The 24,936-nt window shown below is 46.0% G+C and carries 24 protein-coding genes; all 24 read right to left on the bottom strand.

Annotated elements, in window-relative coordinates; translation table 11 throughout:
• Positions 1 to 89: 89 nt before the first annotated feature.
• Positions 90 to 1,238, bottom strand: coding sequence for a DegT/DnrJ/EryC1/StrS family aminotransferase (locus WC647_18570; protein ID MFA6224309.1), 1,149 nt, complete (start codon positions 1,236 to 1,238; stop codon positions 90 to 92).
• Complete coding sequence (locus WC647_18565; protein ID MFA6224308.1) at positions 1,235 to 2,227, bottom strand: NAD-dependent epimerase/dehydratase family protein; 993 nt, start codon at positions 2,225 to 2,227, stop codon at positions 1,235 to 1,237. The genes WC647_18570 and WC647_18565 overlap by 4 nt, the downstream gene beginning before the upstream one ends.
• 74 nt (positions 2,228 to 2,301) lie before the next feature.
• The gene (locus tag WC647_18560) at positions 2,302 to 3,861 is read right to left on the bottom strand and encodes a radical SAM protein (GenBank protein ID MFA6224307.1); all 1,560 of its coding nucleotides are present in this window, start codon (positions 3,859 to 3,861) and stop codon (positions 2,302 to 2,304) included.
• An 81-nt stretch (positions 3,862 to 3,942) separates the two neighbouring features.
• Entirely contained in the window at positions 3,943 to 4,926 is a 984-nt protein-coding gene (locus tag WC647_18555) for a hypothetical protein (GenBank protein MFA6224306.1), read from the bottom strand.
• Positions 4,907 to 5,785 carry a methyltransferase domain-containing protein gene (locus WC647_18550; GenBank protein ID MFA6224305.1) on the bottom strand — a complete coding sequence of 293 codons (879 nt, stop codon included), beginning with the start codon at positions 5,783 to 5,785 and terminating at the stop codon, positions 4,907 to 4,909. The genes WC647_18555 and WC647_18550 overlap by 20 nt, the downstream gene beginning before the upstream one ends.
• Positions 5,786 to 5,803: 18 nt before the next feature.
• On the bottom strand, positions 5,804 to 6,775 hold the full coding sequence (locus tag WC647_18545) for a hypothetical protein (GenBank protein MFA6224304.1): 972 nt from the start codon (positions 6,773 to 6,775) through the stop codon (positions 5,804 to 5,806).
• The gene (locus WC647_18540; GenBank protein MFA6224303.1) at positions 6,759 to 7,649 is read right to left on the bottom strand and encodes a hypothetical protein; all 891 of its coding nucleotides are present in this window, start codon (positions 7,647 to 7,649) and stop codon (positions 6,759 to 6,761) included. The genes WC647_18545 and WC647_18540 overlap by 17 nt, the downstream gene beginning before the upstream one ends.
• Before the next feature lie 127 nt (positions 7,650 to 7,776).
• On the bottom strand, positions 7,777 to 8,709 hold the full coding sequence (locus WC647_18535; GenBank protein MFA6224302.1) for a hypothetical protein: 933 nt from the start codon (positions 8,707 to 8,709) through the stop codon (positions 7,777 to 7,779).
• Positions 8,710 to 8,724: 15 nt separating this feature from the next.
• Positions 8,725 to 9,345: a class I SAM-dependent methyltransferase gene (locus WC647_18530; GenBank protein MFA6224301.1), complete on the bottom strand. Its 621-nt coding sequence runs from the start codon at positions 9,343 to 9,345 to the stop codon at positions 8,725 to 8,727.
• 85 nt (positions 9,346 to 9,430) lie between these two features.
• Positions 9,431 to 11,176 carry a hypothetical protein gene (locus tag WC647_18525; protein MFA6224300.1) on the bottom strand — a complete coding sequence of 582 codons (1,746 nt, stop codon included), beginning with the start codon at positions 11,174 to 11,176 and terminating at the stop codon, positions 9,431 to 9,433.
• Positions 11,177 to 11,524: 348 nt separating this feature from the next.
• The gene (locus WC647_18520; protein MFA6224299.1) at positions 11,525 to 11,926 is read right to left on the bottom strand and encodes a class I SAM-dependent methyltransferase; all 402 of its coding nucleotides are present in this window, start codon (positions 11,924 to 11,926) and stop codon (positions 11,525 to 11,527) included.
• A gap of 14 nt (positions 11,927 to 11,940) precedes the next feature.
• On the bottom strand, positions 11,941 to 12,843 hold the full coding sequence (locus tag WC647_18515) for a hypothetical protein (GenBank protein ID MFA6224298.1): 903 nt from the start codon (positions 12,841 to 12,843) through the stop codon (positions 11,941 to 11,943).
• Positions 12,844 to 13,095: 252 nt separating this feature from the next.
• On the bottom strand, positions 13,096 to 14,157 hold the full coding sequence (locus WC647_18510) for a phosphotransferase (protein ID MFA6224297.1): 1,062 nt from the start codon (positions 14,155 to 14,157) through the stop codon (positions 13,096 to 13,098).
• On the bottom strand, positions 14,099 to 15,157 hold the full coding sequence (locus WC647_18505; protein MFA6224296.1) for an N-acetylneuraminate synthase family protein: 1,059 nt from the start codon (positions 15,155 to 15,157) through the stop codon (positions 14,099 to 14,101). The genes WC647_18510 and WC647_18505 overlap by 59 nt, the downstream gene beginning before the upstream one ends.
• 28 nt (positions 15,158 to 15,185) lie before the next feature.
• Positions 15,186 to 15,830 (bottom strand): imidazole glycerol phosphate synthase subunit HisH, encoded by a 645-nt coding sequence (hisH, locus tag WC647_18500; GenBank protein MFA6224295.1) that lies wholly within the window; start codon positions 15,828 to 15,830, stop codon positions 15,186 to 15,188.
• A complete protein-coding gene (locus WC647_18495; GenBank protein ID MFA6224294.1) occupies positions 15,827 to 16,588 on the bottom strand; it encodes an imidazole glycerol phosphate synthase cyclase subunit in 762 nt (253 codons plus the stop codon). Before WC647_18495 ends, hisH begins: the two co-directional genes overlap by 4 nt.
• A complete protein-coding gene (locus tag WC647_18490) occupies positions 16,585 to 17,916 on the bottom strand; it encodes an N-acetyl sugar amidotransferase (protein ID MFA6224293.1) in 1,332 nt (443 codons plus the stop codon). The genes WC647_18495 and WC647_18490 overlap by 4 nt, the downstream gene beginning before the upstream one ends.
• Positions 17,897 to 18,598: an acylneuraminate cytidylyltransferase family protein gene (locus tag WC647_18485; protein ID MFA6224292.1), complete on the bottom strand. Its 702-nt coding sequence runs from the start codon at positions 18,596 to 18,598 to the stop codon at positions 17,897 to 17,899. The genes WC647_18490 and WC647_18485 overlap by 20 nt, the downstream gene beginning before the upstream one ends.
• On the bottom strand, positions 18,582 to 19,589 hold the full coding sequence (locus WC647_18480) for a nucleotidyltransferase family protein (protein ID MFA6224291.1): 1,008 nt from the start codon (positions 19,587 to 19,589) through the stop codon (positions 18,582 to 18,584). The genes WC647_18485 and WC647_18480 overlap by 17 nt, the downstream gene beginning before the upstream one ends.
• Positions 19,590 to 19,639: 50 nt before the next feature.
• Positions 19,640 to 20,281, bottom strand: coding sequence for an acetyltransferase (locus WC647_18475; GenBank protein MFA6224290.1), 642 nt, complete (start codon positions 20,279 to 20,281; stop codon positions 19,640 to 19,642).
• Positions 20,281 to 21,372, bottom strand: coding sequence for an N-acetylneuraminate synthase (neuB, locus tag WC647_18470; protein MFA6224289.1), 1,092 nt, complete (start codon positions 21,370 to 21,372; stop codon positions 20,281 to 20,283). Before neuB ends, WC647_18475 begins: the two co-directional genes overlap by 1 nt.
• Position 21,373: 1 nt before the next feature.
• The gene (gene neuC, locus WC647_18465) at positions 21,374 to 22,540 is read right to left on the bottom strand and encodes a UDP-N-acetylglucosamine 2-epimerase (protein MFA6224288.1); all 1,167 of its coding nucleotides are present in this window, start codon (positions 22,538 to 22,540) and stop codon (positions 21,374 to 21,376) included.
• The gene (locus WC647_18460) at positions 22,537 to 23,712 is read right to left on the bottom strand and encodes a LegC family aminotransferase (GenBank protein ID MFA6224287.1); all 1,176 of its coding nucleotides are present in this window, start codon (positions 23,710 to 23,712) and stop codon (positions 22,537 to 22,539) included. Before WC647_18460 ends, neuC begins: the two co-directional genes overlap by 4 nt.
• A gap of 17 nt (positions 23,713 to 23,729) precedes the next feature.
• The gene (locus WC647_18455; protein MFA6224286.1) at positions 23,730 to 24,779 is read right to left on the bottom strand and encodes an NAD-dependent 4,6-dehydratase LegB; all 1,050 of its coding nucleotides are present in this window, start codon (positions 24,777 to 24,779) and stop codon (positions 23,730 to 23,732) included.
• Between the last annotated feature and the right edge of the window lie 157 nt (positions 24,780 to 24,936).

The raw sequence follows: 24,936 nt of genomic DNA, 5'->3' as shown, positions 1-24,936 counted from the left end.
AAACTCAGGGCAGTGGTTCCGAAGTGATCGGTAAAGAGTCAGACCACGGGTCAGATAGTGTTGATCGAAATATGTACAAAAGTAATACATTAGGGGAGGCCCACATGTTGCTTACATTTAACAATTGTAGAACAGACATGCCTAACTTGTTCGTCGGTTAGTTGTGGATACATCGGCACGCTTAATATTTCCCTGGCCGCTTGTTCGGTATGCGGTAATCTCACAACATTGGGCAAACGTCCCAAATAAGCTGGCTGTAGATGAACCGGCACAGGGTAGTGGATTAAAGTATTGATGCTTTCCTGCTTCAAGTACTTAGCAAGTGAGTTTCTTCTTGAGGATCGAACCACATATTGATGGTAAACGTGTCTTGCGCCAGTTCTAGCAACAGGTAAAGAAAGACCAGAATTGACCAACCAAGTGTCATATAACTTTGCTATCTCACAACGCCTGATCGTTTCGGATTCGAGATACCTTAACTTGACTCGCAGAAGAGCAGCCTGAAGTTCATCCAGCCTTGAATTTCCACCTGGGATATCGCTTATGTAGCGTTGGCGCCAGCCATACTGACCTAACAGTCGGACTTGCTCGGCCAGGCGATCGTCGTTGGTGACCACCATGCCGCCGTCGCCGAGTGCGCCTAGATTTTTTGTGGGGTAGAAACTGAACGCGGCAATATCCCCCCAAGATCCGGTCATCCTGCCATTGAATGTCGCCCCGTGTGACTGGGCGCAGTCTTCTATGATCCTTAGCCCATGATGACGAGACAGTTCAAGAATTGCGGGCATGTCTGCCGGGTTACCGTACAAATGGACGGGGATAACAGCCTTTGGAGTCCCCGCTGGCGGCTGGTTCAAGGCCTCTTCCAGGCTACTAGGATCTATGGTGAACGTCTTGGGATCAATGTCGACCAACACAGGTATTGCCCCAACCAACTCAATCGCCGCTACAGTGGCCACAGCCGTGTGGGAGACAGTGAAGACCAAATCTCCAGGCCCAATGTCACAGGCTCTTAATGCCAGTTCCAGCGCGTCGGTGCCGTTGCCGACCCCTGTGGCATGGTTCACACCCAAATAGGCTGCAAACTCCCGCTCGAAGGCTGATACCTCTTGACCTAGAATGTACCAGCCGCTTTGGAGTACCCTCTTAATTGCTTCGTCAATTTCGGACTTGTAGGCCAGATATCCAGCCTTGGGGTTACACTGAGGCACAATCAAGGGCCGACCAAGGTGGCTCACAGATAATACTCCAAATTACGTCGGTAATATTCCAGTGTTCTGGCAAGCCCGTCCTTCAGGTTTACTTTGGGTTCCCAACCTAACTCTGAGCGAATTTTTCGGTCATCAGCGTAGTAATCACCGATGTCGATCCTCTTTCGATCGTCAGGAAAAGTCTTGATCTCAAATTTTCCGCCGCCATTACTGCCGACCAACAGTTCTGCCAAGCCTTTCAGAGAAATTACCTCACAGGCGCCAACGTTAAAGACCTGGCCATTTGCGTCCTCACGAGAGGCCGCCATCAAAAACGCCTCGACTGCGTCGTCCACATACGTGAAATCCCTCAACTGCTCCCCACCCCAAACTTCAAAAGCCTTGCCCTCTACTAATAGCCGGATCCAGATACCCAGAAAGGTCTGGCGCGCGTCTTTCACCCGCATTCGGGGACCATAGGTGTTAGTTAAGCGAAGAGCGCAAGCTCGAATGCCGTATACATTATTATAAAGGATGTGGTACCATTCTCCCGCCATTTTGTTGATTCCATTTACGTCGGCCGGGCGCAGTAGGTGTTTCTCGTCTACGGGCAGATAATCCGGTTTCCCATAGATCTGGCGGGTGCTCGCAAATACCACTTTAATGTCCGGATTGTAATGTCGACAAGCTTCCAGAATAGAGAGCTGGGCCCTACAATTGATCTCCAGGTCTGTCTCCGGATCCTGCATAGAATCCATGTGACTAGTTTGCCCTGCAAGGTTGAAAAGGTAATGCTGCCCCTGAACCAGGTAGCGCATACTGTGAGCATCACGCACATCGGAAATATTAATCTTGACCTGTTCAGCTATCTCTGAAACGTTGTATAGACCGCCGCCATACTCTGGTATTAGACTGTCTACCAGAGTGACGTGTGCGCCTATCTCTAATAGACGGCGAGCCAGATTAGAACCCACAAAACCTAGCCCTCCAGTTACCAGAATCTTTTTTCCATTAAAAACAGATAAACAACTTCTCATGGCGCCTACAAATGAAACAAATATTACTTGGTTATTAACTCTGTTTGGAATCAGTGATTGGTAGCCCTAAATGATCAGTTCTGGAGGCCACGGAGGCGTAGATCTAAATTCTGAACGCTATTACAGAATTTTTCTTGAAAAGAGTAGTATGTGTTTGCAATTCTGGGTGATTGCAGCGAAGTCTCCGAGCGTTGTAACAACCTAGATTCCACGAACCGATTAACTCGATTGAATATTCTTCTGCCTAGCAATAGCGTGTTCACTGCGTGACCCAAGCATTTCTTTTTCTCGAGAAGATAGAGCGTGTTTATCTTTTTATACATGGCAAAAACTTCTTCATTGGTCATCTTTGAGAGATTGACCACCATATTCCAGTGCCCGTCACCAGAAAAATATCTTTCGTAGAAATCGTGGTTATTCTTCACGAGGCCATTCTTGAGAATGTATTCGTACAAGGGTGATCCGGGGAACGGTGTTGTTATCGTGAATGCATACTGTATGTTGGGATTGTCACGAATCGATTCAATCATTAGCTTGATCGACGCCTCGACATCTTCAACGGTTTCGGTAAATTGTCCTACCATGATGGAAACTGTGGGCAAGATTCCAACTCTTTTCAGTCGACCGAGATTATGCAATATTTCGGTCGATGTGCAGTTCTTACCGATTAGCTTCAGGATTCGATCTGATCCAGACTCTATCCCGAGGCCCATGATACGGCAACCAGTCTCTCTCATTGCCTCTAGCAGATTATCATCGAGTCGATTGAGGATATCGAATCTTGTTGAGACCGAATAGTCGACTGATTTTCCAAGTTGGCGAAGCCCGTTGACAAGTTGCAATGCACGCGAGGGAGTAGCCAGAACCAGATCGTCTGAAAAATAGAGCATATTTGCATTGAAGCGTTCAAGCCCCAATTGGGCTTCATCCAACATTTGGGGAATTGGTCTGTATCGCGGTACGCTGTGATGATAGCAGAAGTTACATCTGTAAGGACATCCTCTCCCACCATGCACGTTTATTACGCGATCCTGATGGCGCCAGTGAGGTTGTGGATAATTCAAGCTATACCATTTGCCCACTCTCAGCCATTCATTGACAGGAAATAGCTCATAAGGCACTGGCGGCAATTGTGCCAGATCTTGAATATACGGCCCAGGTCCATTAGACACAATCTCTTTGCCGTTTCGAATCACGAGTCCTGGTAAGTCTGAAGAATCGTTCCCCTCCCTGAGGGAACGAACTAGATCGGACAAAATGATCTCTCCCTCCCCAATAACCCCAAAATCTGCGCCAGATATTTCGACCGCAAATTCCGGGATAGGGCTCACCATCTGGCCACCAATTACTGTAGGAAAGCGCCGGCCTGCTTTATCAAGCAAGTCAATTAGATGGGCAACCTCACGCAACTCAGGATAAAGACTACCAAAACCGACTAGCAAAGGATCCATTTCCATAATCTGTCTTATCAAATCAGCATTGTCGTTTCTTTTGAAGACGATTCGGACATCTTCTCCCTGTTGGAGCAAATATCCTGCGAGGTACGCGTAAGAAAGCGGAAAAGTATAGGCGATAGGCCGAGAAACCAGTACAATAGGGCCTTTTTTATTGTTACCCCACCCGTGGGAATTCATGAGTGATTCCTTCCAAGAATTTTTGCGCTCAGTTTTTATTCTACTGGACCTGGGAGATTGCAGAAAAGGCTGGCAAGATTTTTATTGTGGGATCAACTTTCTTAGCAATTTTTTAACCGGTTCAGGAAGCAGTCTCTTTGCAAGGGTCCTAAAATTTCTATTATTACGATATATTTGTTTGAGTGGGAACTCACTCATTTGCTTTGAAATATCATCCGGTCCGAATTGAGCGTCATAGGCTAATGCGATGTCCAGTCCATAACCCCACTGTTTTTCAATCATAGCAAAGACCCACAGCAGCGTATAGTCTCGTGACTGAGCGTCTCGCTCCTGAATCGATGCAAGTGTTCTCAAATAACTCGCTTCGCACCACCCGGGGCTTGCCTGAACTGAGGAATAAACCAGCGTATCTGTAAATTTGGGATGACGCTTGACAACGGCTTGAAACGTAGTTCGTTTCAGCCGTACAGTGCCCTTCACATCCAATTTTGAAAGCCAAAAACCCTGCCCTAGCAACGCACGGTGGGCATCTATAAAAAGATCTTCTCCTTGATAAGCGTCGATAAGACCCGGCTCAATATCAATCGCTAGAACTCGATTTCGGAGATTATCATCAAGGCTCTGGAAGAGCCGTAAATCAGTACCTTGAGAGTCAGTCTTGAACCAGTCGACTCCTTTCAAACCCAGTCGATCGATCGCCGCATTAAGCGATGAAGCATTTACAGAAACCTCTTTCTGTACAGCAAATAGGTCACTGAACAGATAATTCGCCAACGATTCGTTATCCGGTGGGAGAGTACTAGAACAGTGCGGAGACTGGGTGAGGTAAAATTTGGTTTCGGTTTGTTCGGGATTGCTCGTAACAGCTTCATTAAGTATAATTGTGCGTGCGAACTTCCCACCGGGAATATCCCGCATCTCACGAAGGTCCGGATCAAAACCGATGTAAAGAGATTGACTAGCGATTGCTTCCCATAATTCCGGTGGCTGACCGGATGCGCCGATATCTATTAACACTGGTTCAATGCTAAATGTCTTTAGAACGTTATTTAATTCTCGTTTCATGTCCTCTTTCTGGGGTCACTGCAAAGAGAAACCCTCGATATAAATTCTGTTCGGGCGCTTGTTTAATATAAGGCCTGTGTCCCCCTATGAACTCACGTATCAGTGTTAGATTTCCACGTTCCGCCGTTCGTAGCAATTCATTTCGATTCAGACACCAGGCAAGATATTCCGTATTGTAGCCGTACCGATACGGGCGTTGAACAAACACGAAGGACGAGCTTTGCATTACTATTGGTAGGTTGGCTATGTATAGATAACCCGATGTGGCCTGAGCCAATTTAAGCAATAGAGAACTCCAGTCCTCTGTGTAATGCATCGACGTGCTCGCCACAACAAAATCATACGTGTTTCCCAAACAGCTCTCGTCTTCGTAGAAATGCTGTTTCGGAAACAGTTGAGTCCCGTGCCGGCACAAGATCGGCACATCCTTACAGTGGTAATCTATCTCCACCTCCGGCAATAGTGTCCGCGCCAGTAAATAGTAATGACCTATACCGCCGCCCCAATCCAAAACAGAGATTCGTTCTTTCATGCGGCTCGCCAGTGTCAGGGTGTAGGCAAACGACATCATGATGTTATGGCTGATAATGTCTTGATCAGAGTCCAGATTCGATTCGTGGGTCAATCCTAGTGGCCCAGCGCCATTTATCATAGCGACAAATTGAGGCCATTTTTGCTGGTAGGCCTCCAGAACATCCTGTACGTTCCATCCCTTTATTTCAGGATGCGATCTGGCATAATCCCAACCTTCCGGGATGTATTCCCATTCTGCCCTGCTCGACAGTTCCGACTGCAAACGCCGGGCGAGGTCGATCAAAAAAGGTGGCGCAAATAGCTTAATCTTTTCTTTGAGATTCACGTATGTTGTCTTGTATCTTTATCTTAACGAGATGAATCGCACTACTTCCGCAGCCATGCGCCGAGAAAAACGGTAAATAGCCGTCGGAATGTCTGGTCTTCCGCCGTAAGCCTTTTGATGTAATAGAGCGCACTCCGAATTTTCCGCTGGAGTTGGCCATTGAGACGGAATTGGTGGGCAAGCCCTGAGTGGAGGGGCAGCCAATATCCCAGGATCCAGAGCGTTTGTTCCACGAGAGTCCCAGCCAATATGCTGAACCATACTCCATGGAGGACGTAGGCACAGTCCGTTGTTTAAGATGTGCCAATAAAGGAGACGCACTGCCCAGATGTTGCGCCGCACCTCAATATTAGCCATATCGACAAGATCGGCGCCATATCTATAGATGTCGATACCATTGCGTTCGCACCTCTTCATGAGTGATTTCGCGTCGGTGGCCATGCCTTGCCATGCCCTTGTCCATGTCCCCCATACCCAGCATTCTGCTCGACCGTCGAAATAGGGCTGGTCTTTGATATCACTCGGCGTGATGATGGGGTGCGTCCAACCGGTTACACTCATCACCCGATCATCATCCCTATAGCGCTTTAATGCCTCACAAAGATAGGTATAGGTTCCAGGCACGCACACAAGGTCATCTTCGTAAACAAGCGCCGCATTATGTTTGTTTAGGACTTCCGTTACGCCGGTTAGGATCGACCGACCAAGCCCTAAGTTGGTTTCCCGTTCACACAGCTTCAGTTTACACCAGTCAATCGAGCGCAAGATTCGCCGTACTTCAGCAGCCGCAGGAGCGTCTCGTGGTGTACGAGGGCCATCACTGAAAGCATAAATCAATGGAACGTTATTTTGCCTCAAGCAGTCTATTGTTCTTAGTAAGTGATCGGGCCTAGCATAGGCGAACAGAATTACAGGAATAGTAGATTTCATAGTTGTGGGTGGGCCGTTAATTTTGACCAAACAAAGGTTGAATTCAGCCAGGTAACGCATTTGGAAAGCGCTTTAGAAAAGCAAGCGCTCTTTTGATTTTACGGTGTAAGGGATATAGCCGTAGGTGAAGCGCAATCCATAAAAACATGACCCTAAGCAGGTGCTTAAAAGTCCGTGCCGGTACCAACTCTTTTGGTGTCAATAGCCACGTAGCATCCAACAAGATAAACTTTTTTTCAGAGCCCCCTACGAGAGCGAGATTCTCGTCGCCCTCAGGTCCATCGTAAGTGTCACCGCGTCTCTTCGGAACGTGTCCATAGTCATGATTCTGGTGGATTATGGTTACCGCTTCAGTCGCATCAACTAACGGTAGTCCCAATGCTCTGGCACGGTAAATGAGCCAGTTGTCCCACCCGGGACGTCCAACTGCAAAATCGGGTAATTCACCAATACTACCCTTTGGAAACACAAAATAGTCGCTCCCGGAAGCTGGGTGCAAGACTCCGCGTGACTTGCACTCGCTCGCTAATCCATTAGCGCAGTCGACGGATTCAAAATCAATCTCTGTCTTTACATCCAAATCCCAGCGTTGCCCAACCATCAGGAACCGTTTGAATGGAATTCGTTCAATTGCTGTCAGCAAGTCTGAGAAGAGAATAATGTCGGCGTTAACGTAACAGATTAGTCGATGTTGAGCCACATCTTGTACTTGCTTAAACGCTGAACTCAATAAAGGCGTACCATACACGGTGCAAGCGACATCAGCAATGTGTTGCACCCCAAACCCTTTTGAAACTGTGGCTACTCCGTCATCCCGACCACAAAGAATTACCTCGCATTTCGGCCTAAGTTGCAGCCAACTTTGGATAGCGTTCCTCTGAATGATCGATGTATGACCTTCAAATGGTTTAGGAATTGTGAAAATAGTCAGCATGTTATGGGTGTTAGCTTCTTAGGCTAATTTTATTGCCGGCGAATAATACAGGTCGTTCAATGACCTGATAAAGCTTTTGTCCAGAAAGCGATTAAATACCTGGCTTCCAGCATCGTTGTTCACCAAATCACGGTCCAGCCTTAATTCTGTTCCGCATGTATTGATGAAGGCCAGAAACCATATGGCGAGCAAGATGGTAGAAACGTTTTGGAATGGTCGGCCTACCGCCGTAGATAGTTTTCCATAGCTTATTGCACTCCAGGTTCTCGAACGGTTCAGGCCAGCTTTCAGGGAGTGGTGGGCAAATTTCTAGCAGTGGACTGGCCCAAACCCCTGCATCCGTTGCGTTTGTGGCGTGATCGCCCCAACCAACATGCTCAACCATACTCCACGGCGGACGTAGACATACTCCACGGTTCAGAACGTGCCAGTATAAAAACCTGACTGCCCAGATGTTCTGTCGCAACTCTGCCTCGGCCATACTTACAAGGTCAGCCCCATACTTATAGATGTCTATTCCCTCAGCCTTACATCTTTTCATTAGGGTCTTTGCGTCCGTTTCCATCCCTTGCCAGGCTCTGGCCCAGGTACCCCACACCCAGCATTCGGCACGACCGTCGAAATACGGCTGATCTCTAACGTCAATTGGGGTAACAGAAGGATGTGTCCAACCTGTCACGCTCATGACCCGTTCATCATCTCTGTAAGCTTTCAAGGCTGAACAAAGATAGTCGTAGGTCCCTGGCACGCATACCAGATCATCTTCGAATACTATCGCTGCGTTGTGTTTACTCAATACCTCGGTCACACCGGTGAGGATCGAGCGCCCTAATCCAAAGTTGGTGTTCCGCTCGAAGAGCCTGACTTCACACCAGTCAATGGCTTTGAGAGTTTTTCGAACTTCGTTGACCTTGGCGGCGTTTTGTTCGCCTTTTGGACCGTCGCTAAACGCATATATCAGAGGAACTTGGTTTGCCTGCAGGCAATCTAGAGTTTGACTCAGGTGGTCAGGCCGGGAATAAGCGAAAAGCACTACAGGTATCTTGTGGTCCTGTTTCATTTCCTACGACGAAGTTTAGGGGGAATGTTCGACATCACTATTCTTTACAGAGCCGTCTTGTCGAAAGACCGTGCATTCAAAATAACCTTTCCACATGAGAGCATTGTTGAAGATTTCCTGATTCTTGAAAAAGACGTCCTGGAGTGGGTGGTGTCTTTTTGAGAATACAGACTCCTGCCAATAACCATTCCTAACTCCTTGAATCAGCCTTTGGTCATACTCAAAAAACACTAGACGATTTCCAATTACCACGGTAAACCACTTGTGCATCCCCTCTGCCCAACAAAACAAAGCATCCGTCATCAGGGAAGGAGTTTCAATATATCCCCGACGACCGACTCTTACCAATTCGGCGCAAGCTCGAATAGGATCATAGACGTGCTCTAGGACGTGAGAACAGTATACGAAATCGTAGGATTTATCTTCAAACGGCAGGTGATTGATATCAGCTATTTCAAATGGTTTTCCATGGGTTATTAGTTCAGAAGTTCGATGATTTGTGGGTTGTGTATGAAGATCCACTAGCATAGTTGCATAAGGAAATGGATCACCTCCACTACCGACATCTAAAACCTCTTCTCCTGGTTTAATGTCGAAATTATAAAGCTTGGATTGATACGAAAAGCGGTTTTCCATACCATCCAATGCTGGACGACGACTTAAACCTATTACCTCAATCCCGGTTTTTCGCAGAATTTTCAGGATAATATTCTTCAAGTTTTTAATTTGTTTGCTTATTTATCAATTCGGTCTCTGAGATCCCCAACTCAAGAAGAAGTTTGTAATTGATACCTTTAATGTTTTTCAGTGTTTCTCCTATGAGACGTCTTTCAGAGTCAGGATCAATAACACATCTTTCTCTAAACTGGATGTCGTGGATATCTTTCTGCTCGACTATCGCTTGGTAAAATTTTTCTGATTCTTTGAATGGCTTTCTAAGATTACGAAGATCTTCCCTATAATGAAATGAAGATCCTATCACTTTAGAAAATTTATTTAATAAACGAGTAATTATGTTCCTCGATTGAGCGTCAAAATTAACAGCGTCTTCAATATTGATAGTTTTAAAGGTATACTGATGCGCAAGCCAACGGAATGCCCCCACAACTACTTCAGACGAAACTCCTTTTTCAATTGCGACGTCAATAATGCGAACGTACTCGTCTTCAGTCTCAACAATAAAATTAATCGTTGATGGATAAAGCAATATATCTTTTTGGTACAGGACCACGGGGATCCCAAATAGAGCAAGCTCTTTACCAGCGCTTGACCAAGCGTTCAGAACGACATCAGATTGTAACCCAACATCATATAGTGAGATATTGTCGGCGGGCCAGTTTATGCGCACGTTGTCGGGTAAGTTGTTTAGCGCATCTCTTAATTGAATTGCATGAGCAGAAGTCCGTGAATCACGGCGATTAGGAAACTCGCGAGGATGTATTCTAATTATAAGAAAAAGGTCTGGACGAAGTTTTACAGTCTGAATCAAAAACCGTATCCACTCTATCTGCGTCTGAAAAAGGAGCTTAACAGTGGGTATTACACCAATCATCTGATTTGCGACAATTTCGTCATAACTACTCAATGTTGCCAGAAGGATTTTCTTGTCTCCGTCAATGTTATATATGCTCCTGATATCTGGTGTATTTTTTGACTTTGGCGCGGAATAAACGAAGACTTCCTTTGCTGCTACAAGCGCATCAACGTGTTTTATCGCATCTAGAATACTTACTTCATCACAACTTTGTTCTGACAAACCTCTTTCAAACTCATAAATCAGAGATCTAAGGGCCTGCCAATCGTCCTTTCGATAAACATATAGGCTTTGTAAAAATTTGCCCATATTCCCGCCCGCGTGTAACCCGTAGACTGGTATCCCGTTATTTTCGGCAAGGTTCATCAAGGCAAAATTAGTGGATATATTGGTATTATACATTACGATTCTATCTGGTTTATGCGTTTGTATAAATTTGTTTGCAGCCAGCAGGGTTGTCGCGACGCCGCGTAATTTCACAATGTAGTCTGATTCAGAATCCTGGTCGATTTGCCCTAAATCATTTAACTTGTAATTGAGTAGTGTTTCATGCAGCGCATAGCGTCCCACTGGAAGGCCGTCAAAAAATAGATTCAAAGCGTTCTTTGCTGATTCATGCGCAACCAATGATTCGATTTGCGCGTAGTCATGGCTGTCTAAGTAATCCTCGATGAAAGATCTCTCAATACCAAGAGCCTTATTTAGAAAATTCGAGTAGTGAATGCATCTGGCGCATATTTTCTGGCGTTGCACTATTTCTGTATCATGACTAGCGCCGTGTGCAGCCATTGCATAACATCCGAGAGAATATACACCCCGACACGACATGTAGACTATCTCTAAGTCTTTACGTTTCAGGGACATGGCCACAATAGCCTCAGGATATGCATGCACCCGAATACCGGAGTAGGGCGAAAAAAAGAGAATTTTCATATTTTACCTCTAAATAGGCTCAATCTCAAACCACGATTTCCAGAAACCTCAGATCAACCAATAGTTTTAGTCCATTGGTCAGTCGTCTATTACCATCTGCCATGTCTATGGTCCAAGTACGAATAGGATTATCTTGAGGATGTAGATCGAAAGGCATGCTAAAATCGATGAATCGTTGCGACTTGACTCTTCCCTTAATCCAGTCACCAACTGTCCAATAACTATAAATGTTCCAGGCCTTACCCCAGCCGTCCCATCCAACTAATCTGTGTTTTACAATCACATCGATGTCAATCTCGTTGAACTGATTAAAAACGTAGATTACCCCACCTGGCCGCGTGCATTCGATTAATTATTTAAGGCTTGTTTCGCTTCAGGCTCGTCAAATATCCCCAGAACTCCGATACACAAAACAATGTCAAAGGAATTCCCATAACCTTTCGGCAGCTCCATAACGGAGGCTACTTCGAAACATGCTCCGGGAACCTTTTGTTGAGCAATCTCTATCAACTCTTTCGAGATGTCCAAACCGGTAAACTGAATTTTTGGAAATCTATTCATCAAATGTTTTATCAATGCTCCAGTCGCGTAACCCACATCTAATGCTTTCCCACTTTTAGAAATTGATCCGCATTTAATCTTCTCTGCTATTACCTTGCCAAGTTCTTTAAAATTTTCTTTAATAGAGTGATGGTCTGATTTCGTATAAATTTCTTTGCCCCTATACTTCGAACTTACAGTTTGACTCATTTGATTGCGCAGATTTATAGATTGACACGGTTGTTTAGATCAAAACGCAATTGATTGTAAATTTTGTTCAATGAGTTAGCTGGATCTGGCAAGAAGGTTTTTGCCGAATTCCAAGCAGAAGATCGCCAATCTTCTGCAGAGGCCTTCTTTAAATTATCCAATAGGAATGTGCGACAAGTTACGGTTAAGGCTGATCCTATCTCTGCAATAGGAATATGTGTTAGTTTTGAATAATTTTTGTAACAGCTATACACTTCATCGTCGAACAAAATATAGATTAGACCTGCCAGTGGCAAAGGGGAACAGCGGTTAAGATAAGCCAAATCAATACCGCAATTTGAAAAACAGGTACAAACTAAGTCAACTCTGCAAAGAGATCTTTCTAGGGAAAAGGGTTCATCAACGCTCGAATTGAGACCATATCGGGCAAAAATCTCTACAGCCTTCAGCCAATTTGATTTGTTCTCTTTTGGATGCGGTCTATAATATATTGTTCCGCGAAATTCTGATTTATGCAAATAGGCAGCTAGGATACTCAGCGTATTTTGATATCCATTCAAATGCCAAAGAGGCTGCCCACAAAAGAGTAAGGAAAACCCTGTCTCCTCAATGTGGTGCTTATGACTAATCTCCCCAAAATCATGATTATAAATTTGTCTCGCCATCCGCGAGTGTCTGGGTGACCCAACCACGATCACATCTGAATCGACCCGTTGCTGGGTATGATATGCTGCTTCCTTGTCCATCACAAAAAAAGTTTTTGGTATTGCCCCGAAACCTAGGTTTACATCCCCCCAAAAATCCTGGATCGCATATGTTGGACAATCTCCAGCGCAAAACACTAGCGCCTCGTCTATACCGATCCCAGGACCTGATAATCCTACAAGAATTGCGTGGGGTCGAACCTCTGAAATCAATTCGTTTGCCTCCCTGAGAAGGTCTCCGGCCCCTGCGCATGATGGTGTATCAATGGAAGGAGCGTTGACTGACTTTACGGGCAATCCTTTTCCCCTAATAATGTCTATTGCTGGATGTGATGCGACAAAGTGAATTTCATACTCTGGTGATCTTGAAAAGAACAAAGCGATTTCTGACATGTGATGTGCGGCGCCCGGATCTCTGGATGAAAGTAGAAGGCGGAAAGTCATCACTTAAGGTTTTTCCCTGGACTACATTTGCAGACGATTCAGCAATGAAACATTCCTCAGTGCCGAAACATAGAGTGAAAAAAACTTCCTCCACTCGCTACATTCCATGTCCTTGCCCCGGCTTTCCATCTCTGCCAGGGTTAGCAGAGAGCGCATAGATAGTATGCGCAAATAATCTGCTAGGGAATAAGTGAAAACTGTTGCATCACTTCTTCTAGTTTTTCGATAAGCGTCAAGTAGCGCCTTGCCAAGTTGAAAAGCGGTTTCAGAATCTACTGGAGCAGACAGAACGAACCTTTCTAAAGCCATTGAGACATCTACTGCAGGCTCAAACCATGAAATCATGGTGTCTTCGAAATCCAACACGACTGGAGTTGAATCATCCAACGGGAAAATTATGTTAGTATAATTCAGGTCCCCATGTGTGGGTTGGCCTTGATCTGAATTTATAATAAGTCTCCATGTAGAGAATTCTCGTCTGATCAAGGTTCTAAGCATGATAGGGTTGGGGCCATAATTGCAACCCTTTAGAATTAACGCTGCTCTTGTATCTAACATGTTAATTCTATCTCGTGTACGCTCAATCATTGTGTTTTTGCTCGGAAGATCGAGCAATGCATCGTGCATTTGCCCAATAACTTCTCCGACACTCCTAATGTCATCTTCAACAGCCCTAGCAAATCGACAATCAAAGAAGGTGTATCCAAGAATGAATCTGCCGTCTGCAATTTGGCAGGGAAACTCAGGTAAAAGGATGCTGGACCTCACGCCTCTGGCGTTCACGTGTCTGGCCATCAAATCTGATTCAAGATGACGATTCAATTCATGGTCTGACACAAATTTCAGGAATGTGCAGAATCCGTCATGGTCCCTATGGATATAATGCGTGTCATTACTACATCCAGCTTCTGAGATCTGCAATATGGTACCCGGCCCCATTACCGATTTGATATTCAACGCTGTTGAATCGTTTATTTCTTTCAGAGACTGACCCTGAGGCCGCAAGGATGAAAATGCTGGTTTTCTAGGAAGTTGGTGGTTTAACATCACGCCATTGAATGGGTTTGCCAGCGGGTATTTCATGTCTTATTATCCAGCCTTCTATTATGCCCCAATGCTCGACTGGAACGCCCTCTGCAGGAAAAGCAAAACTAACATTTGACAAGGTTAAGCGATCTCCATTTATAAGATTAGCAGCGCTCACAAGCCCCATTCGAGAAGTATATTTTGTTCGGTCGCGTCGGAGATATCTCATTCCTGAACCTAGGGCCATATGTATTCGGCGGCATTTTTCTACAACTTCAGAAACCTGGCTAACTGGCATGGCATGATAGGTGTCCTGGTCAGCCTTATGCTCATCCGGACAAACACCCTTTTCGACGGCACTTGCGCCTAGCGCTATCGCAGCATATAACATTTCCTCGCCAGCATGATGATCAGATAATCCAATAGGGTAATCGAATAATTTTCGGAGAGTTGAGATCATTCTTAAATTATGGTTTTCAATGGGTGCAGGAGGCGCCTCCGGACTATGTTGAATCATGATCATCTCGGCTCCAGCATCCTGAGCCCAATTTACGGCCCGAGCAATTTCCTCGAGAGTAGATTTACCAGTATCAATTATCATGGGTAACTTGAGTCTTGCCACAAATTCTATAAGCGGCTGATGCACAATATTTGATGATGCTACCTTCAAGGCTGATGCGCCGATATGTTTGCCAAATTCTGCGCCAACAAAGTCGTACACGGAAAGTACAAACCCCATTCCCTCTGTTTTACAGTAATTAAATAGTAGCTCATATTCATATAGAGACACAACTTTGCGTTCTATGAGATCACGATAGCGCTCTTTAACCACTCCACGATTTCTTGATAGGTATGTTTCTGATGTGTCATTATTCGAGGAAATTGCAGCATCATGAAGTATTTCGCCCTTTATTAGCTGCACACCAGAGGTCTTGAGTTTTTTCACAAGATTCCTGGCAATTTCCATGTCCTGATTGAAAAAAGTCCCTATGTCCGGCAAAAAAATTGGTGGTTCATCTTCGGCTACAAGAAATCGATCAATGTAAAAGGGCTTCATTATATGCCTCATTAAGTTAAACTTTTTTCTAGGTTTTTAGGAACAAGTCAAGAATATTCAGTCCCACTCGACCACTTTTCTCAGGATGAAACTGAAGCCCAACAACATTATTAAATTGCACTGCAGCGGATATTTTCAAGCCATTGTAGCGACAATCGGCCAACCTATGATTGTTATCATCTGGAAGCAATTGATAAGAGTGAACCAAATACACACTGTCCGCAAGGGATGTGTTTGCCAAGATCGTGCCTTCCCAGTCAATTCGCTCAGGCGGTATTTCAAGAGCCGCCCAGCCAATGTGGGGGATCTTGTGCGGCAATCCGTTGGTACCTACTTTCGGGATGGCTATGACACGGCCAGGTATGATGTTCAACCCGTCATGTTGACCAAATTCCTCACCCATGGTGGCCATCAACTGCATTCCGAGACATATACCCAGTAATGGACGCCCCGATGCCGTATAATCCCGGATTACAGTGTCCAGCCTCCGCTCAATAAGCCCTAGCATGCCGTTGGCAAAAGCGCCTACCCCAGGCAACACCAGTCTTGGAGCTTTGGAGATGACTAAAGGGTTATCTGAAATTGTGACCATCGCCCCGCAACGTTCCAATGCTCTGCCGACACTGAAAAGATTTCCCAGACCGTAATCAACAACGGTTACTTCACTAGTCATACTTCTCTGACATTCATGCCCTCGGCTAGAGCGGCGGAGCGGATCTTAGGAATACATGAGCGATTGTAGTGTAAGATGTCGGCCATGGCAACCGCGTCTGCGTGACCTTCCCGAATAACCTGAATCATGTGATGAATACTACCCATTCCACCGCTGGCAATAACTGGAACAGGCACGGAGTCGGCAACAGCCTGCACTAACTCACAGTCAAATCCGGAGCGCGTTCCCTCGCGATCGACTGAAGTAAGCATAATTTCCCCAGCGCCCAAATCCACTCCACGCATCACCCACTCTAAAACGTCTAGACCAGTATGTTCCCGTCCATTGTCAGTGTAAACCTCCCAACGCCCTTCGCTTCGGGCTTTAGCTTCCACCGAAAGAACCATACACTGGGATCCAAATTTGTGGGCCACCTCGGAAATCAATTTGGGACGCAGGGTTGCGGCAGTATTAATAGCGACCTTATCTGCGCCGGATCGAAGAATATCTTTAACATCGTCGACCGAGCGCACCCCTCCCCCCACAGTTATGGGAACAAATATGTCATGCGCTGTTCGACGTACGATGTCATGGAGGTTATTTCTACCGTAAAGGCTTGCGACAATGTCCATATATATCAGCTCATCGGCACCTTGCTCATAATATCGATTGGCATATTCTCGTGGATCCCCTATGACTCGAAGTCCTTCGAGATGAATACCCTTAATCAGATTTGGAGCCTTGATGTCTAATCGCGGAATTAAGCGAATCTTTCTCATGCTAATAAATGTTCCGAATGCCAAACCGCATGGCGTAGCCCCCATTCACCATCCTCAAATTTCCACAGATGTGGGGATCGGAATGTATCAGCTAGCCTCATAAAATACTCACGGTTTACAATCGGCTGTTCAAACATTTTGGATGCTTGAGGGTAGTCTTTCGATGGCATACTCAGATAGCGAAAAATTTCGTCTGCAAATCGCTCAGGAAACTCTCCATCGAAGCGTTTCACAAGGGCCACACCTTCCTCACGGGTTATATCTCGCGAGCGAATTTCTTGTGCTGCGTCGTAGGTAGCGCGACCGATGCCGAACTTGATAAAAGTAGTATAATAGTGAAAATCGTCAATGCGATCGTCAATGCTATTGTATTTACTGTACGTGCCCGGAGTTCTTTCTGGAGAGGCCTGAAAACCGCCGTGTTCAACTGCATAATAATAGCAGCTCTGTGGATGCCATTTCAAATAGTATCCCAGATAATGCACTTCAATTTGTTTTTCCCGGATTTGTTCCGGATCTGCTGGAAGATAGGGCTGCAGTTCATAATCCGCAACCCCAAAAAAATCTCTCAAGTCAGTTAAAGAGACGCCGCCAAGATAGATTCCTGTTTTATCTTGAGCGGTGAAATAGGACCAATCTCTTTCGGATGAATTAATATCCTTGATAGGATTGCCATATTCCGCTTCGTTCTCTCCATAAAACACTAATGGGATTTTATGGATAATGGCCATTTTGGGGGCCAATGACTTTTGACCGACCATGAATGGTTGAAATGGGTGAAATAGATTCTCCACCGCCAGCCTCGTCAACAACCTGTGAACACGGCCGTTGGGAGTTAGAAGGAAATTGTCTAAACCAGCATGAATCCAACTTTGAAAATTCCGCCAACCCCAGTCTGTGTAGATGTGTGGGGCCCAGGTGACGGTTAGTGGATGCATATCATATTTGTATTTGAGCATGTGGGCTGCATAAAAGCTGTCCTTGCCGCCCGACCCTGGTACTATACAATCATAAGCGCCGTCTTTTCTCCGAAAACGATCGCAAAGATCACGCAACTCTCTCTCTTTGTCAGGCCAATCTATTTCGCTATGTTTTTGTTGGGCGACCCCACATGCATCACATACACCTTCTTGGTCAAAGTGAATTGTCTTTTTCTGACTGTCTCTTGTGTGTGCGTATTCGACTGCGGAATTCGGCCTTTGATTAGAAATTACACATTTCTTACAAAATTGAACATCGTGTGGGAGACCATAAAACGTTTCATACGGCGCGTCATTTTGTGCATACGGATTGATGGCAAATTCCCGGTTACGTGGATACGAAAGCATCTTTATCCTTCTTCAAGCATTTATGAAATGATTGGAGATCATTTTCGGTGTCGATGTCAAGCGAGCGATCCACAGGCATCACATAAGCTACGGTGTCGTTAGCTAAGAAATCTTTTTTTAAGACCAGCCATTCGATCTCAGCCACATAGACAGCCCCATTAAGTAAATAAGCTGGAGGTAGATCTTGCCGCCGAGTTCGCGTGTAACCCGGCATGAATGGAGTCAGTTTCATATCGGGTCCGAATGTAAACATCCAATACGGGGTCTCTTGAGATTCACAAACTGATACACACGAAGGAGCCTGATGTGACAAGCATTGATCAATTGTGGCCTCGATATCATTTGTAGTTCGAAGCGGGGAGGTGGGCTGAAGCAAGACGACATAGTCGTACCCAGAAAATACGCCTATAGCGTGCAATACGGGCTCAATCCCTGGGGTATCGTCCTGTGCAAGTTCCGCCGGTCGAACCAGAATTTCTGCGCCCCATTCTTTAGCTACGTTTAAAATTTCTTCATCCTCGCTTGAAACAATTATCTTGTCCAGATACCTAGAATATCTCGCTGCCTCGATAGTGTACGCAATAAGAGGTTTTCCAGCGATTTCACGTATATTCTTTCTCGGCACGCCCTTGGACCCGCCCCTAGCTGGAATAACCGCTAAAAATTTATTGTTTTGAATCACGGAACACCTCATGGAAATCCGAGTTGGCTTTACAGAAATCCTCATGACAACCGATGTCTCGCCAGTACCCATCCACTAAGTGACTCCGTACCTGTTTCCCCTTGGTTATCAGAATTTCAAATAGCTCCGGCATATCAAAAAAGGTGTCGATCGGTACGCAAGCGATTGCTTCTGGTGACAACACGTATACCCCGGCATTAACTAAGACTTTGTGAACAGGTTTTTCGTCAAGTCTCAAAATATTTTCTTTTTCAGTTCTAACTACGCCATATGGAATCTGATATTCGTGTTCTCTGACAGCCATAGTGGCTGTGACCGAGACCGAGACATGTTGATCCAGCACGGCGCCGTAGTCAACATTGGATAGAAGGTCGGCATTGGTGACCAACACAGGGTGTTCCGGAACGTGCGGCAGAAGACTCAATGCTCCGGCGGTGCCAAGTCGCTTCGCTTCACGCAAATATCGTATTACTGCCCCAAACTGCTTACCATCTCCGAAATGGTCTTCGATCTGCCCGGCGTGATAGTTCACGGCTATCCAAATGTGGCGGAAGCCCTGTTTGACAAATCCGTAAACTATGGTTTCGAGTAATGGTTTGTCACCAACTTGCAACATTGGCTTGGGTGTATTGCGAGTCAATTCATCAAGGCGAGTACCTGGCCCCCCCGCCATTATGACCACCCAATTTTTTCGCTCAGGTATCAACAAGTAATCTTTGATTAATACAAGATCTGCAACACAGCCTCGTTCGTCCAGAATCGGCACCTGATGTAGACCTAGTTTCCGCATTTTTGACAAGATTGCCTCGCTGGATTCACCAACCCGCGCTGTCGTAGGGGTCTGGCACATACAACGCTCAACAGGATCGGTTAGCTGCATTCCGGAAAGCAGACCTCGTCGAATATCTCCATCAGTTACTGTACCCAGTAGGTATCTCTCTGAATCGACCACAATAGCCATTTTGGTTGCCTCAGTGTCAATCTTGGCCATAGCGTCTCTTAGACATGTGTTTGGCGACACAAGAACGGATTCCCAATGCTTCATATTATTTCCATAATTCGCGCTGGCACTCCCGCCACCCAAGTATTAGGCGGAACATCTTGAATAACCACTGCTCCAGCTGCCACAAGCGATCCTGCGCCTATGCTTAAACCCTGAATGACGTCAGCGCCTGTGCCAATATGACAGCCGTCACCCACCTGAACTTCTCCGGAAAGGACTACTCCTGGGGCTATATGACAATGCTTACCAATTATGCAATCGTGGTCCACTATGGCCCCTGTATTAATTATTGTGTTCTCGCCGATGATCACACCTGGTTGTATCACCCCGCCTGCCATTATTTGTACACCTGAAAAAATCTGTGCCGACTGCGCAATGGTTGCGGACGGATGGTAAACAGTTTCAAATTTGTAACCACCTCGATTCAGCCGTTCATAAACTGTGCGTCGAGCTTCAGTTGATACTGTTGAGCCGATTCCGTTTGCAAGATTAATTGTCTCCGGGGGATAATCTAAAAGTAGGTCATCACAACCCAGCACTTTAAGCCCGTCAATTATTCTTCCATGCAGATCAAGATTAGCCTCGAGAAAACCGAGAGCGATTCGTCCAGACGTCCGAAGAGCATCGGCCACTACTTTACTGTGGCCTCCAGCTCCAATTACAATTACGGGCAACTTCATTAAGCCAGCATCTCATCGACCGAGTAATCCAGGTCAGATTTTACTCCAATATAATCCCAATAACACATTGGAGATAATCCCGTCCCTGGCCGTTTGATGGCAATATCTCCCTTGTCTATTACCTGCCCAGTCAGGATGGGTTTGGCCGCAACGAGGCTCTTTCGCACAATATCTCTATTTTTCATTTCAGAATCTGTCGGTCGTTTTACGCCGTCGCCAAGAGCCATCTCAACTTCTCGAATGGATCTGACCATTTCTTCAAGCTCAGTGGGTTCCAGCGATGCCGCATGATCCGGACCTGGAAGTGACCTGTCTAGCGTGAAGTGCTTTTCTATGATCTTAGCGCCTCGTGCCACCGCAGCTATCGGAATATGAATACCCATAGTGTGATCGGACAGCCCCACCGGCAGGCCAAAAGCATTCGCTAAGGTGTCCATCGCCCTGAGGTTGACTTCAGTGTAAGGAGCGGGATATTCTGTTGTACAATGCAGCAGAGAGACATACTCACGCAATGCAGACTGTCCGACGTCAAACGCGAATGCTGAAGCAAAAGCTTTTAATGATGGATCTTGGTCGATGGTAGCGGTGTATCCAAACGCTAGAACACCGAGCGCAGCCTCCACTTCTCCGAGTGTGTTCATGCCCGTAGACATGATGACATTCCTACCTGTCTTTGCAATTTCAAGCAGGAACGGACCGTTGGTGATTTCGCCAGAAGGGATTTTTATTGTGGACAGCCGAAAACGATCGGTAAGCAATCGAAGGCTCGGTAGGTCAAATGGAGTCGATAAGAATTCTATTTTTTTCGTCTTAGCGTGATTGATGAGTATACGGTGGTCAGCTTCAGATAGCTCAAGTCTTTGAACCATCTCCAACTGGCTCTCTTTGGCGCTGGTAGTTAGCTGCTGATAGTAAGCCTTTGGCGCATATCGACTTATGACTTCCGTGGCTTTGAAAGTCTGAAATTTAACAGCGTCTGCGCCAGCCGCAGCCGCCACATCGACAAGAGCGCAAGCCATATCAAGCGATCCGTTATGGTTAACACCAGCCTCGGCAATTATGAAAGTCTTTTCTGATGAACGTCTGTGCATATCAAGAGCTTGAGGTCATATGGAAACGTTTTTTAAGAAGTTTTTTAGGATCATTCACTGCTGCGATCGCTTCGATTATCCGCTGCGTAGAGTGCCCGTCACCATAAGGATTTTCCACCTGCGAAACATCCAATTCGAACGCCTTGTTAATTGATGCATGTATAGACATCGGTTCAGCCTCGCAGTGAATCACTGAGCCGGCTGACAACCGACCACGCTGTCGATCACCGATATTGACAGTTGGCGTATGGAATGATGGAGCTTCATATAGACCGCTGGATGAGTTACCAACAACAACATCCACCTCATTCATAAGACTGAGGTACCGGAGCGACCCGAGCGACGTAAACAACTCCGCATTTGATCTTGTAGAAACCCAGTCTTCGACAACGCGATTAATGGTCCTTCCAGATGTGTCAGCATTTGCTTTGGTAAAAAACAGACCGGTTTCATCTCCAAAATTGTCTAACGCTGAGAGTAGAGCTTCGAGTTCCTGGGCTGAACCACTGGGATCGAGAGTCACTGGGTGGTGAGTGATGAGCAGGTTACGCTTCTTGAAGGTTATCCCGAGATCTTTTTCAAGGGCTTCACGGTCTATTAACTTCATTTCGTGGATAGCATCTATGCCCGGGCTGCCTACTACGTGAATCGCCTTAGGATCTTCCCCAAGTTGACGAACACGTCTTGCCGACAGTTCATTGGTAACCAAATGCAGATGAGCCATTTTGGTTATGCAATGTCTTATGGCTTCATCGAAAGCGCCTTCTGTGGTGTCACCCCCAGCGATATGAGCGATCGGTATGTTTGCAACCAACGCTGCCTGTGCTGCTGCGAACACCTCAAATCGATCACCCAATATAAGGAGCCAGTCCGGCGTCAATCGACGGAAAACATCGGCAAACCCTATCACCCCTAGCCCGATCGATTTGGTTATTGCCGCTGGGGTGTCACCGGAAATCAATGATTCAACTCTCTCAGCGATTTCATAACCGTCATCTTCGATTGCCGAAACCGTGTAACCAAATTCCGGAGATAGATGCATACCTGTCACTATCAACTGCATCTCAAAACGTTCGTCTGAGTTTAGAGCTGATATCACAGGTTGAAGCAGACCATATTCAGCTCTACTGCCGGTTACAACACAAATTTTTCGATATGAATCGTTCATGCCAAATTTGCGCTACTCGGCAAATTGATCAATCGTCGCTCAATGTCTTCCGCTACAGGCAATGGCGCTCGTGGGCAATTCTGATACATGGGAAGCCGATGCATCAGAGTCCAACATGGCCGGGCCATAATACCTTCGTCATTCAAACATTCTAATACATCTTCTCTTGTGTGCGCAACGTCTTCCGACAAAAGGATTGAGTTAAGCCAGTAATTACTTCTGGTTCCGACCGGCTCGGATACAAAAGTAGCGTCTTCAATCCCGTCGAACGCTTCTTCATATCGTTCTGCCAATCGCCGCTTGCGGGAGAGAAATTCCGGCAGCGCCTCAAGCTGAGCGCAGCCAAGCGCCGCATTTAAATTAGGCATTCGATAGTTGAAACCGATCTCATCATGGCTTATCGCCCATCGGTTAGGTATCCGCGCAGTAGTTGTAATATGTTTACCCCTGCGGGCAAGTTCTGGATCGTCAGTCAGAATGGCGCCCCCACCACCTGTGGTGACGATCTTGTTGCCGTTGAAGCTTAGGGCAGAGATTCGTCCGAATCGACCCGTATGTTTCCCGTGGTAGGTTGAACCGAGTGATTCGGCGGCATCTTCCACTATTGTCAGTGAGTATTTCTGGCAAACTTCACACAAACCATCCATGTCAACGGGATGACCAAACGTGTGCATGGGAACAACGGCCCGGATTGTCTTACCAGTAACTCGATTGATCAACGAATTATCTTTTGGTTCAGAGATACTTTTCAAATACTCGTCCAACGCTTTCGGGCCTAGACCAAGAGAGTCATAGGCACTGTCTACAAAGTGTGGTGTCGCTCCGCAATAAGCGACAGCGTTGGCCGTAGCAATAAACGTCAGCGCTGGAATCAGAACTTCGTCATCTGGCTGTACTCCCGCAAGAAGCAAAGCGACATGTAGCGTCGCTGTGCCATTGACAGTAGCTATTGCATGTGCTGCGCCAGTATAATCTGACAACATGTGTTCGAATCGATTCACAAATTTGCCGACTGATGAGACCCAGCCTGTGTCGATGCATTCCTTCAAGTAATTCCATTCGTTGCCTCTGAACTCAGGCTCGTGAAGAGCAACTGGTCCATGTCCCAAGGGAATGACCTGGCGGACGGTCTCAAGAATGCGTTTTGCAATTAATTCTTTAGAAGTTGGCACTTGTATCAGTAAGAAAGTTAGATATTGTAAATACCTGATTTATAATTGGAGAGGTTTGTAGGATCAGTAAACCAATCTACTGTTTCTATAAGGCCACGCCTGAACCCTTCAAGACCGCCATATTCGGGCTCCCATCCGCAGACTTCACGAGCCTTTGTATTATCCGCCCATAGACGTTCAACCTCACTGTTGGATGGACGCAATCGCTTGTCGTCTGTTTCGATTTCTATCTCTACCCCCATAATTTCGGCAATTAGATTTGCTGAATCTCCAATTGAAATTTCATAATTACTGCCGATATTGATCACTTCTCCAATCGCCTCCTCGGAGGATGCCACAGCGATGAAACCTCTTACCGTATCCTTGACATAATTGAAATCCCGAGTCGGGTGAATCGATCCCAATTTCAGTTTCCGAACTCCATTGGCTATTTGTGTAATGATTGTAGGCAATACGGCCCTGGCTGATTGGCGTGGACCATAGGTATTAAAAGGCCTAACAATACTTACGGGCAATCCGAAAGACGCATAAAAAGAATAGGTTAGTTGATCCGCGGCAATTTTGGTTGCGGAATACGGGGATTGCCCCTGCAAAGGGTGGTCCTCTGTTATCGGTACGAATCGAGCGGTTCCGTAAACTTCGCTAGTACTAGTATGAAGTACCCTTGAAACTCCAAGTTCACGAGCAGCCTGAAGCACGTTCAACGTTCCCTTCATATTGGTGTCAACATAAGTGTCGGGTGAATGATATGAATATGGAATTGCAATCAAAGCGGCCAAATGAAAGACAACATCGCAACCCCGCATCGATTCACGCACGCCGTAAGGATCACGAATATCCCCAGCGAACACATCCAACTGGTCTCGGATTTCCGGTGGTGAGTGATCCAGCCAACCCCAGGAGTTGAAAGAGTTGTAGAATACAAAAGAGCGAACATCATAGCCCGCCCGGACCAGTTCTTCAGTGAGGTGTGACCCGATAAATCCATCAGCGCCTGTAACGAGAATTTTTTGTTTTGTCAGATCCAATTTTCGATACAAAAAATGTCCTGGACCCAAACGGTTCAAGATGAAACGCTCCGGCTATATTCTGTAGCCTGTAATCGTTCAGCCGGAGCCCCCTGTATGGGGTTAGATTTCGGTGAACTGGAACTTTTAACGTTTTTCTAATCGCGCGATATCACGTCTATTTTTAATACCCTATTGACAAAACGTTAGAAATAGG

This window comes from Desulfomonilaceae bacterium, from assembly GCA_041662605.1.
Taxonomy (GTDB): Bacteria; Desulfobacterota; Desulfomonilia; order Desulfomonilales; family Desulfomonilaceae; genus CAJBEZ01.
The sequence above is the reverse complement of the archived record's forward strand: the minus strand, read 5'-3'. Positions and strand labels throughout refer to the sequence as shown.